General features: G+C 69.2%; 5 protein-coding genes. 2 read left to right on the top strand and 3 right to left on the bottom strand.

Annotation, left to right across the window (positions count from 1 at the left end):
• Nucleotides 1-224: 224 nt before the first annotated feature.
• Both EX88_RS0116165 and EX88_RS0116160 read right to left on the bottom strand, forming a co-directional pair.
• Nucleotides 225-1,271 (bottom strand): lipid A deacylase LpxR family protein, encoded by a 1,047-nt coding sequence (locus EX88_RS0116165; RefSeq protein WP_031373032.1) that lies wholly within the window; start codon nucleotides 1,269-1,271, stop codon nucleotides 225-227.
• Between the two features lie 303 nt (nucleotides 1,272-1,574).
• Entirely contained in the window at nucleotides 1,575-1,979 is a 405-nt protein-coding gene (locus EX88_RS0116160; RefSeq protein ID WP_031373031.1) for a DUF3224 domain-containing protein, read from the bottom strand.
• Nucleotides 1,980-2,268: 289 nt separating this feature from the next.
• On the opposite strand from EX88_RS0116160, the gene EX88_RS0116155 reads away from it, so the two are divergent.
• Together EX88_RS0116155 and EX88_RS0116150 are read left to right on the top strand one after the other, a co-directional pair.
• A complete protein-coding gene (locus tag EX88_RS0116155) occupies nucleotides 2,269-4,437 on the top strand; it encodes a TonB-dependent receptor (protein ID WP_051885188.1) in 2,169 nt (722 codons plus the stop codon).
• 1 nt (nucleotide 4,438) lies between these two features.
• A complete protein-coding gene (locus EX88_RS0116150; protein WP_036149168.1) occupies nucleotides 4,439-5,812 on the top strand; it encodes a PepSY-associated TM helix domain-containing protein in 1,374 nt (457 codons plus the stop codon).
• Between the two features lie 105 nt (nucleotides 5,813-5,917).
• Here EX88_RS0116150 and EX88_RS0116145 read toward each other — a convergent pair whose 3' ends face one another.
• Nucleotides 5,918-12,241 carry an autotransporter domain-containing protein gene (locus EX88_RS0116145; protein ID WP_031373028.1) on the bottom strand — a complete coding sequence of 2,108 codons (6,324 nt, stop codon included), beginning with the start codon at nucleotides 12,239-12,241 and terminating at the stop codon, nucleotides 5,918-5,920.
• Nucleotides 12,242-12,400: the final 159 nt, after the last annotated feature.

Raw genomic sequence — 12,400 nt, 5'->3', positions numbered from 1 at the left:
AAAGAAAGTAACCCGCCGCTTTAGTGGCGGAAGCTTTTGGCGTTTGATCTTGATCTAGCTCAAGGGAGGCGCCGCAAGGCGGAAACGACGCGGTCGCGGCTCGCGCCGCTCCTACCCTGCGAAGGCACGCTGCTTCGATGCACGACATGGGCGTTGGTCTTTCTACGCGTCCAGTAGTCGCGGCTCACGCCGCTCCTACAGTGGAGGCAACTGCATCCCGTGAGTCAAAACGCCCGACTCACGGTAAAACTCCCGAACACGGGCGTTTGCCTCTGCCCCTCGAACTCCCGCGTCCGGTGATACCGCGCCAAGGCGAACTTCCAGCGCCCGCGCATCGCCGCCAAGCCGTAGCCGACATCGGCCACTAACGGCCGCTTGTCGACGCTGTGGCTGTCGCGGAAGGTGTTGCCGTCCAGGGTGATGTCGCGCAACACCCAGCGCGCATCGAAGGTCATGAACAGATGCGCGCCGAAACGGCGGTTGCCGGTGTTGTAGTGCTGGGTCGGCGCGGTGTTTTCGCCGGCCGGACGCAACGGGGTGCTGCCGAAATCGTCCGGCAGGCGCAAGCCGAAACGCAGTTCCGCGCCGGCGTTGGCAAAGGTCGCCAGGTTGCCGAAGCTGCCGCCGTAATGGCCGATCGCATCCCAGCCCCAACGGCCGTTGTGGGCGTCGCCGGCCGAATAGCGGTGCATGCGTTCGTGGACGATGCGGAACACCGGTTCGTCGTGCAGTTGGTGGTCCCAGCCGCGGAAGGTCTCGTCGCCGAGCATCTTGTGCACTTCGTTCTGCACTTGCTTGCCCAGCGCAGACGGCCCGACCAGGCCGAACTGCAGCTGCGTGGTCTGCAGGTAATCGCCGTTGCGGGCGTTATAGCCCAGGCCGACCAGCAAGGCCGCTGCGTACGGCCGGTCGTCCTCGATCAGGTCGCCGCGGGTGTAGTCGGTCGGGGTGAAGATGCCCTGGGCGAAGGTCGCGATCATGTTGCGCTGTTCGAAGCCTTCGGGCTGCAGCGCATCGAGGCGACGGTTGACCCAACGCGCGAGCCGCGGAATGCAGGGGTCGTCGGTGTAGTCGGCCAGGTTCGGCGAGACCAGGGTCAGCTGGATGCCGTTGCTATAGCCCTGGTCCTGGCCGCCGAACAGATCGTTGTCGAGGCGCAGATTGACCGTGGGCGGAAGACGGGTGTGGCCGTTGGTGCAGGCCTCGCGGCCGGCGGCGTGCACGCCGGAAGCGAACAACAGAGCGGAAAGCAGGACAGCGGTCTGGCGCATGGGGAAGGACTATCGAGACGAACGAAACGGACGGAGCGACCTGGCCCGAAGGGCGGCGACGAGGCGGTGCGATGCGCATGCAAGCGCCGATCCATACAGCGTCGCGGCGCCCGCTCTGCGGGGCCGGCGAGGCAGGAGGATCGGCGCACACGTTCGCACGGAAGCGCCGCGACGGCGTTCGCAGGGCCGCGATGGATTGTCCCGTCGATGGTGCTTGAGACGCGCGCGGGCGTCTTTGCGCGATATGCCGGCCGGACCGGCGGCGCGCCGGCACGACGATTCAAACCAGCGTCCGTCGTTCGCCTATTCGGCTTCGGGCAGCGCGTACTCGAAGCGATAGAAGTGCGCACCGCCTTCGCGGATGTCGATGCCCATCGTACCGGTCAGGCCGAGCAGTTCGCCGGTGCCCGAGTCCGGCACCACCACGATGCTGAGGTCGGGCGTGCCGCGCACCATCAGGGCGCGGTGCAACAACAGGAAGCTGCCGCTGCGCCCGTCCAGGCGGCCCTCGACTTTTTCCAGGGCGACGTAGCCGGCCGAGCCTTTGACCTCGGTCATCGCCGCGAGCATCTCGCCGCGGCTGGCCGCATCGAGTTCGCCATGGAAGCGCTTGTCGATCGCCATGCGTCCGAATTTCCCCGTGGCCGCGTCGTGCACCGGCTCCGGGCTGAGTTTCACGTCGAAGGGGCCTTCGATCTTTCGGGTCATGGCGTCACCGTGGCGGGCAAACGGGGCGGCGCGAGGCCGGGGCAAACCGCGCCAGTCCTGCAGCGCGGGCCGCCAGCATAGGCCGGAATGCATCGCAGCAGAGGCGAGCGCCGCGACCGCAGGTCGGAAGGCGCAGTGCGGCAACTTGCCGCAGCCGGCTGCGCCACTGCCTCGCCTAGCATCTGCGCGCCCGGCGGCTGCAAGCGCCGCCTCCCCCTATCCGCCGCGACCGTGGCCGCCACCTTGCCGTGCGGCCGCGCCTCCGCCGTTCCGAGTCCCGATCCCGCAGATGCCCCCTCACCACCGCCGCTTTCGCCTCGCCCTGGCTTGCTTCGCCGCGGCGCACACGCCCCAACTCGCCCACGCCGATGCCGCGGCGGTCGACCTCGATGCGGTGCGCGTGGTCGCCGCGCCAGCGCCGGCGCGCTCGGTCGCCACCGCGAGCCGGCTCGGCCTGGACCCAGAGGAAATCCCGGCGACGCTCGACGTGCTGGATCGTCACGACATCCAGGCGCGGGGTCTGCGCGACAGCGTCGAAGCCCTGCGTGCGATGCCCGGGGCCATGGCCGGCAATCTGCCGGGGCAGCCCGGCGTAGCCTCGATGCGAGGCTTCGCCAGCGGCGCGATCGCTTACTTGTTCGATGGCGTGCGCCTGACCAGTTCGGGCTTCTCCTCGCGCAACTGGGACAGTTTCAACTTCGAGCGCATCGAAGTACTCAAAGGCCCGGCCTCGGTGCTGTACGGCGAAGGCGTGCTCGCCGGCGCGATCAACTACGTGCCCAAGAGCGCGCAACTCGACGAGCGCAACGGAGAACTGCTGCTCGGCTACGGCAGCCACGGCAGCGCCCGCCTCGGCCTCGACGGCAACCTGCCGCTCAGCGAACGCCTGGCGATTCGCGGGGTGCTCAGCGCCAATCGTTCGAGCGGCCACGTCGACGACACCGACTCGGCGGCGCTGGCGTTCAGCGGTTCGCTGCTGTGGCGCCCGAACGAGCGCTTGTCGGCCACCCTCGCCCTCGACCATCAGCGCGACGATTTCGACACGGCTTACTTCGGCACTCCGCTGGTGCCGCGCACGCTGGCGAGCGCACCGAGCGGGCTGGTCGACAATGCCTTCGGCCTGGCGATCGACCGGGCCGCGCGCGCACGCAACTACAACGTCGGCGACGGCCGCATGGATGCGCATTCGACCTGGCTGCGCTCGCGCCTGGATTACCGCATCGACGAGCACTGGTCGCTCAGCAACGAGTTCAGTGTCTACGACGCACGGCGCCGCTGGGACAACACCGAGGACTTCAGCTACAACGCCGCCAGCGGCGTGCTCGACCGCAGCAGCGCCCGCATCCACCACGAGCAGCGGGTCTGGAACGAGCGCCTCAGCCTGCGCCACGACGGCCGCCTCGGTGGGCGCCGGCACGTGTTCGCGACCGGAGTGGAATACAGCGATACCGACTTCTTCAACCTGCGCCGCTTCGGCCGCGCTGCACCGGTCGACCTGGCCGCGCACGAGCGAGGCCGCTTTCCGGCCGACACCGCCGCCAGTTTCCGCAATGGCCGCAACGATTTCAGCACCCGCGTCGACGTCGCCGCCTTATTCGTCGAAGACGCGATCAACCTGAGCCCGCGCTGGCTGCTGGTCGGCGGATTGCGCCACGAGCGCATCTCGCTGGATCGCGATGGCATCGATCTCGACACCGGCCTGCGCAGCGGTTTCCGCCGCCGCTTCAACCCCACCTCGTGGCGGCTCGGCAGCGTGTTCGATCTGCGCCCCGGCACCCAGTTGTATGCGCAGTACAGCAACGCGGTGTTGCCGGTCAGCTCGTTCCTGACCATCAACCAGCGCAACAACGCCTTCGAGCTCAGCGAAGGCGATTCGATCGAAATCGGCCTGCGCACCCGATGGTTCGACGATCGCCTGCAGCTGACCGCGGCCGCCTACCGCTTGCGCCAGGACGACATCCTGACCCGCGACCCATTGCAGCCGGCACTGACCGTGCAGAACGGCCGTCAGTCCTCGCGCGGGGTCGAGCTCTCGCTGTCGGCGCAGGCCACCTCGCGACTGCGCATCGACGCCAGCGCGTCCTTGCTGTCGGCGCGTTTCGACCGCCTGCTCGAAGCCGGCGGCATCGACCGCAGCGGCAATCGCCCCTCGAACGTGCCCGAGCGCAGCGCCAGCCTCGACGCTTGGTATCGCCTCGAAGGCTTGCCCCTGAGCTTAGGCCTCGGCCTGCGCCACGTCGGCGATTTCTACACCGACAACGCCAACGCCTATCGGGTCCGTTCGCATACCGTCGCCGATGCCTCGGTCGCCTGGGAACCTTCGTCCGCCAGCCGCTACAGCCTGCGCCTGCGCAATCTCGGCAACGCCTTCTATGCGCAGTGGTCGGGCTACAGCGCAACCCAGGTCTACCTCGGCGCGCCGCGCACGCTGGAGCTGACCTATTCGCACTCGTTCTGACATGGCCGCGGCCGCTCACGATCTCTATCGCGCGGTCTGGCGCTGGCATTTCTATGCCGGCCTGTTCGTCGCGCCCTTGCTGCTGATCCTGGCGATCACCGGTTCGATCTATCTGTTCAACGACGAGATCGAAGATGCGGTCCACGCCGATCTGCGCTTCGCGCCCGAACGCCGCGCCGCGCTGCCGCCGTCGCGCCTGATCGCAGCCGTGCAGGCGGCGTATCCGGGCACGGTGACGCGCATCGACTTGCCCTCGCAGCCGCGCCGCACCGCGCAGGTGTTCGTGACGCCGGCGCAGGGCGAGCCGCTGCGGGTGTTCGTCGACGCCGGCACCGCCCGCGTCCACGGCGCCTTCGTCTATACCCGCACCCTGGTCGGTTTCGCCGACACCGTGCACGGCTCGCTGCTGCTCGGCCGCGTCGGCGACGCCATCGTCGAGCTGGCCGCGTGCTGGGCACTGCTGTTGATCGCGACCGGCCTGTATCTGTGGTGGCCGTCCGGACCCGGCTGGTATCGCGCTTTGTGGCCCGATCTGCGCGCGCGCGGACGCGGCTTCTGGCGCAGCCTGCATGGCGCGGCCGGGGTGTGGACCTCGGCGCTGATCGTATTCCTGATCCTGACCGGCCTGCCCTGGGCCGGGGTGTGGGGCGATCTGTTGCGCGCCGGCACCCAGTCGCTCGGCATCGGTCATCCCGAACAGCATCGCCACCACGGCCCGGCCAAGTCCAGCGCCGCGCCGACCATGGCGCAGGCCATCGGCGAAACGCCATGGACTCTGCGCGACGCGCCGATGCCGATATCCGCGCATGCGCATCACAGCGGGCATGCCGGCATTTCGCCGTCGCAGGCGACCGACATCGGCATCGATGCCGCGGTGCGCGCACTCGCCGCGCAGGGACTCGTCGCCGACTACCGCCTGTCCTTGCCGCAGAGCGTCGACAGCGTTTATTCGGCGACGGTCTATCCGGACCGCCCACAAGGCCAGCGCAGCGTGCAGATCGACCGCTATCGCGGCACCGTCGCCGGCGACACCGGCTTCGCCGATTACGGCTGGGCGGCGCAGGCGGTCGAAGTCGGCGTGCAATTGCACATGGGCAACTACTTCGGCCGCGCCAACCAGTTCGTCATGCTGCTGCCCTGCCTGGGCGTAGTCGGCTTATGCCTCAGCGGCGTGTGGATGTGGTGGCGGAGGCGCCCACGCGGCCGCCTCGGCTCGCCGCGCACCCCGACGCCGACCCAGGCGAAGACCGTCGTCGCCATCGCGATGGGCTGCGGCCTGCTGTTCCCCTTGCTGGGCGCCTCGTTGCTGCTCGTGTTCGTACTCGACCGTAGGCTGATCGCGCGCCTACCGCGTCTACAGGCCGCGTTGCGCTGATCCTTGCGCGGTACAAAGGTGACGATAAAAGCGACTACTGGCTCCGGTCCAGCGTACCGGAGCCAGTAGCGCCCCCTGCCGGGGACGCTGATGCATCGGTCCGGTCTAGTCGACCCGGGCCGAAGCCTCGTCGCACCAGTGCGACGGCAGGGCCACCGCACCCGACGGAGGGGCGGGAGGCGGTGTCTGGGCGGCGACCCGCGTCGCACTGCGACGCGGCTTCGCCTTGATGCCGGTGCCGCGCGAGGCGACACGCTTGTTCTTGGAGATCGGCCGCGCAGCGCGCGCCTTGGCCTTCGCGATCGAGCCCGAAGCTTTGGAGGCAACAGCGGGCCGAATCGGGCAATAGCCGGGACGCGCCGGCGCCGCAACCGCTTGCGCAGTCGTACCTGCGCTCGAAGGTGCCGACACGGCCGCGCCGCTGGCGAGCGCCGACGCCGCGACGACGGGCATCGACGAAGCCGCCTTCGCAGTCGAGCTCGTCGTAGCCGGCGCTGCCGGATCGCCGCCGCCCGCATCGGCCTGGGCATCGGCCCGCGGCGCCGCGCGCGCGACCGCGACCGCCGGGGTACCGCCCCAGCCCAGGCGCAGGCCCATGTTGAGCGAATGCGCGCGATCGTCGCTGCCGATGTCGCCGCGGTACTCGATGAAGCCGCTGCTGACCGGGCTGAGCTGGTAGGACAGGCCCAGGCCGACGTTCCAGCGATTGCGCTCGGCGGCGAAACCGTTGACGGCGAAGTCAGGCACGCTCGCGCCGGCGAAAGCGTTGCGCGCGAACGGCCGGTCGTCCTGCAGGTCGTGCAGATAACGGATGTCCGCGGTCGGCCGCCACTTGCGCGCGCCCTGACCGGGCAGGCCCGAGAAACGCACGCCGATGCCGGCGGTGGTGGTGTCGAAACTGTCGCTGCTCACGACCAGGTTGGCGTCGCCGCCACCGCGCTCGCTGAAACGGATCGCTTCGAGCTTGCTGTAGTACACGCCGAGCAAGGGCTCGATGCGCAGGCTCGCGCCATCCCAGCGCCAACCGGCTTCGAGCATGCCGTACACGCCGTCGCCGCTGAAATGCGCATCGGTGCGGGCGTTGAAGCTGCCCACCGCGATCTCGCGTTCGGCGTCGTAGCTGGCGTAGCTGTAGCCGACCGCGCCCTGGGTCCAGAACGCACCCGGCGCATACAACCATTGGATGCCGACATTGAACAGATCGGCTTCGACCCGGTCGTCGCGACGGTCGGTCTCCATCTTCGAGTGGGCCATGCCGACGTGGCCGCCGAAACGGAAGTTCGCGCCGGGCGAACCTTCCAGGCCCATCGCGAAACCGGCGAGCGAGTTGTCGATGCCGGCCAGGCCTTCGCCATCGAACTCGGCGCGGCCGCCGTACGCGGTCGCCCACAAGGTGCCCAGGGTTTCCTCGTCCTCGACGCCGGCATCGCGCACGCGGTCGAGCTGGCGGGCGACGCTGCGTTGCAGTTGCTCGGCGTTGTAGCGCTGGGCGCTGACGATGGAGGCGTAGGTCTCGCCGCTGAGCGTATCGAAGGCGCGCGGCGCCTGCGCCGCGGTGAGGCCGCGCGCAGCCGCGATCAGGGTCGGCAACTGACCGCTGTTGGCGTCTGCGATCGTCTGCAAGGCGTTGGCCACCGCCTGTTGATTGCCGCTGAGGCCGGGGAACTGATTGAAGCGGATGCCGCTGCCGCCGACATCGTGTTCGCTCAAGCGCAGGAACACGTCGTTGCCGATCGTCACCAGGGTCGCATCGAGGAAGGGCAAGGCGGTTTGCGAAACGCCGGTGAAAGCGCCGCTGATCGCCGCGGCATCGACGATGCGATAGTCGGTAACCGGTGCGTAGCTGCCGGCCTGCGGAATCGCCACGACCTGGCCGCCGTTCAAGGTCGCCGTACCCGCGACGATCACGCTGTCGGTGACGCCGGCGCCGGTCTGCCGCACTTGCAGGGTCGCGCCGGGATTGACCGTGAGGCTGGCGACATTGAGCGACGCGCCGACCGATCCGTTGCCGCCGGCCGCACCCGTCGCCCCGGCCAGGCCGGAAGGCGCGAGGGTACCGCCGAGCGTCAACGCACCGGTCAACGCGCCGTCCCCAATCAGTGCGCCGCCCGCCGCGACCGCGGCATTGACGGCGAGCGTGCCGTTGAGCACCAGGTTGCCGGCGATGGCGCTGTTGGCGAAGTTGGCGGTGCCGCCGGCGGGCAGGATCAGGCTGCCGCCGGCAGCGAGATTGAGTTGTTCGAAGCCGATCAACGAAGCCCAGGGCAAGCTGCCCTCGCCGCTGCCGCCGACCGCGAAGGTGTCGCTGCCGATGCCGGCGTTGATCGAACCGGTGATGCCGGCGAGGTTCGCCAGGCTGCTGTAGAAACGGTCGTCGCCGCCGCCGAGATCGACCGCGCCGGCGATCGCGCCGGTCGCACTGAGTTGGTCGACGCCGCCGCTGAAGTTGGCGCTGGTGCCGGCCGCTGAAGCGAAGCCGGCGGTGATCGGATTGCTGACGTTGAGGGTGCCGCCCTGCACCGACAGACCGCCGGCGAAACCGGAGACGTTGCCGCTGAGGGTAAGCGCGGCGCTGCCGGCCTTGATCAGGGTGCCGCTGCCCATGACCGTGCCGCTCAGGGTCAGGCCGTTGCTGCCGATCACGCTGAGTGCGGTGCCGGCGTCGACGTTGACGGTGTTGGCCAGATCGATGCCGGCGATCGCTGCGCTGAGGTTGGCGTTGCCGCCGACGCTGAGCGCGCCGCTGCCGAGCGCGGTGGAATTGGCGAGCGCGAGCGTGCCGGCGTCGAGGTCGAAACCGCCGCCGAAGGTGTTGGCGGCGCCGAGCGTCAGGGTGCCGCTGCCGTCGAAGGCCAGACCGCCGGCGCCGCCGATGCTGCCGTTGAGGGCGAGATCGTTGGTGCCGCCGATGCCCAACTGCGCGCCGCCCGCCAAGGTGATCGCATTGCCGAGGGCGATGGCAGGCGCGGTCGCGGTGAGTTCGGCATCGCCACCGACGCTGAGCGTACCGCTGCCGAGCGCGAGGTTGTTGCCGACGCCGAGCGTGCCGGCATTAAGCGCAACGCCGCCACCGAACAGGTTGGCGCCACCGAGTTCGAGCGTGCCGATGCCGTTCATCGCCAGGCCGCCCGCGCCGCCGATGCTGCCGCTGAGCGAGAGCGCGTTGGCACCGCTGATGGCGAGCGTCGTACCGGCGCCGAGATTGATCGCATTGGCCAAGGCGATGTCGGGCGCGCTTGCGGTCAGGCCGGCGTTGCCGCCGACGTTGAGCGCGCCGCCGCCGAGCGCGAGGTCGGAGCCGACCGCGAGGGTACCGCCGCCGAGCGCGACGCCGCCGTTGAAGACGTTGGCGCCGCTCAGCGTGAGCGTGGCCGGGCCGTTGAAACTCAAGCCGCCGGCCCCGCCGATGGTGCCGCCGAGGGCAAGATCGTTGGCGCCGCCGATGCTCAGTGCGGCGTTGAGGTTGATCGCATTGCTCACGCTCAGCGCGGTACTGGCATTGAGCGTGGCCGCGCCGTTGACCGACAGCGCGCCGCTGCCGAGCGCGGTAGCGGTGCCGAGATTGAGGGTGCCGGCCTGCAGGTCGAAGCCGCCGCCGAAGTTGTTGGCGCCGTTGAGCGAGACTGCACCGGCACCGGTCTTGATCAACGAACCGGCGCCGCCGATGGTGCCGCCGAAACCGAGGTCGGCCGCGCCGCCGAGGGTGAGCCCGGCCCCGGCACCGAGGTTGATCGCGTTGCCGATGTTCAAGGCCGCGCCGGTGCTGGCGAGGCTGGCGTTGCCGGCGACGTCGAGCGTGCCGGTGCCGAGCGAGGCATCGGCGCCGAGCAGGAGATTGCCTGCGGCGAGCGACACGCCGCCGCCGAAGCTGTTGCTTCCGCCGAGGGTGAAAGCGCCGCTGCCGTTGATCGACAGACCGCCGTCGCCGGCGATGGTGCCGTTGAGCGCGAGCGCATTGGCGCCGCTCAGGGCGAGGGTGGTGCCGGTGGCGAGATTGACCGCGTTGCCGAGCGCGATGCCGGGCACGCCGGCGCTCAAGCCGGCATTGCCGCTGACGTCGAGCGCGCCGGTGCCGAGGGCGAGGTTGTTGCCGACGCTGAGGCTGCCGCTGAACAGATCGACGCCGCCGCCGAAGGCATTGGCACCGTTGAGGCTCAAGGTGGCGCTGCCGCCGTAGTTCAATCCGCCGGCGCCGGAAATCAGGCCGCCGAAACCGATGTCGTTGCTGCCGCCGATGCCGAGGTCGGCATTGAGCACCACTGCGTTGCCGAGGTTGACCGCCGCGGTGGAGCTGAAGTTCGCCGCGCCGTTGACGCTCAAGGTACCGAGGCCGAGCGAGGTGTTGGTGCCGACACTGAGTCCGCCGCCGAGCAGGTTGATGCCGCCGGCGAAGACGTTGGCGTTGCCCAGGCTCAAGGTCGCCGCGCCGCTCTTGGTCAGGCCGCCGAGGCCGCCGAGGCTGCCGTTGAGGGCGAGGTCGTTGCTGCCGAGGATGCCCAGCCCGGCATTGAGATTGAAGTTGTTGCCGAGGCTGACCGCGGTGTTGGCGTCCAGGGTGCCGGCGCCGCTGACGGTCACCGCGCCGCTGCCGAGAGCGGTGTTGCTGCCGACCGTCAGTGCGCCATCGCCGAGATTGAAGCCGCCAGAAAAATTGTTGCTGCCGTTGAGGGTGAGCCCGGGCGCGCCAGCGAGGCTGAGACCGCCGGCACCGTTGATCGTGCCGTTGAGGGTCAACGCGCCGCCACCGCCGCCGGCACCGAAGTTGAGGGTGTTGTTGAGCACCAGGTTGTTGGTCAGGGTCACGCCGGCTGCGCCGGTGAGCGAGCCGGCGCCGTTGACGGTCAGGGTGCCGGTGCCGAGCGCGCTGTTGTTGCCGACATCGATCGAACCGGCCTGCAGCACGGTACCGCCGCTGTAGTTGTTGCTGCCGGTCAGCGCCAGCGCGCCGCTGTTGAGGGTCAGACTGCCGGCGCCATTGATGTTGCCTGCGAGGGTGAGCGTACCGGCGCCGTTGAGGGTCAGCGCACCGTTGAGTTGTACCTGGTTGGTCAAGGTGCCGGTGAAGGCGGCGTTGAGCGTCGCCGGGCCGCCGACCAGGAACAAACCGGTGCCGAGCGAGCCGGCACTGCCGAGAGTGAGACCGCCGGCGTTGAGCGCGAGGCCGCCGCTGAAGTTGTTGCTGCCGAGCAGCGACAGCGTGCCGGTGCCGTTCTTGATCAGGCCGCCGGCGCCGCTGACGGTGCCGCCGAGGTTCAGGTTGTTAGGGCCTTGCACGATCAAGCCGCCGGTGAGGTCGACGTTCTGCGCCAGGGTCAGCCCCGGCAGCGAGGCCTGAATCGCGCCGCCGTTCGCGGTCAGGGTGCCGGTACCGAACGACAGCGCATTGTCGAACAACGACAGGCCACCGTTGAGGGTCGCGCTGCCGCTGACCACGGCGCCGCTCAGGGTCCAGGTGCCGCTGTTGACGGTCAGGTTTTCGAAGTTGAGGTATTGCAGCGCCGAGATCGAACCGCTGCCGCCGCTGCCCGAACCCGGGCCGGCGACGGTGTTCTGCAGCACCAGGGTGTCGAGACCGCCGACGCCGGCATCGACGGTACCGGTCGCGGCGAAGGTCAGGAAACTCGGCGGTACCGACGGCGTCGGTACGGTCACCGGCGGCAAGGGAATCAGCGGATTGCCGAGCGAGGAGCCGGTGACCGCGATGAACGTGTCGTTGCTGAGGGTGGTGCCGAGCGAGACGCTGCCGTTGATCGTGCCGGCGTTGACGAAGACATTGCCGCCGCTGCCGGGGCTGGAGAACGCGACCCGGCCGGTGATCGTGCCGGTGTTGGTGAAGTTGACGTTGCCGCCGCCGTAGATGGCGACTGCGACCGAATTGACCGGATCGAACAGACCCAACGCGCTCATCCCGATCGAACCGCTGTTGGTGATCGCGGTGGTGCCGGTGTTGGCCACCAGCATCGCCGTGCCGCCGAGGCCGAAGGTGCCGTCGAAGGTGCCTTCGATCGATCCCTGGTTGTTGATGACGACATTGCCGCTGGCCGGCGCGACCAGGTTGCCGACCGCGAGCGCGCGCGCCAGCACCAGCGAGCCGGCGGCATTGGCGTCGATCGCACCAAGATTGTTGAGGGTCAGGCCGTTGCCGCCGAAGGTCATCGCGGTGCCGCCCGGCAGCGTGCTCATGATCGCGCCGGCCTGAACGGTGACGTCGAGGTTGTTGGCGTTGCTGAGGAAGCTGTTCGGATTCGGCGGAAGCAGGATCGGCACGCCAGTGCAGCTGACCGTGGCGCCGTCGGTCGGCACGGCCGGCGTGCACGCAGCGCGGGCCTGCCCGGCGAACATCTGCAGGGCGATCAGCAGCGGGATCGCCTGGGCGATGCCGCGGCTGAGGGGATGTAGGCGAAGACTACGACGCGCATCTGCGGGCATGACCGTTCCTCCGTTAGCCAAAGCTGGCACGACGGGGACGGTCGAAGGACGAGGACCTTCGATTACAACGGCGTCACGCCCGTGCCAACGACGAGGCCGGGCGCTGGCCCGGCCATCCGACAACGACGAGATCCTGTTTCGACAGTTACGAACGACAGC

It is taken from the genome of Lysobacter antibioticus (genome assembly GCF_000731095.1).
Lineage (GTDB): Bacteria > Pseudomonadota > Gammaproteobacteria > Xanthomonadales > Xanthomonadaceae > Lysobacter > Lysobacter antibioticus_B.
Note: the sequence above shows the minus strand (reverse complement) of the source record. Positions and strands in the feature narration are given on the sequence as shown.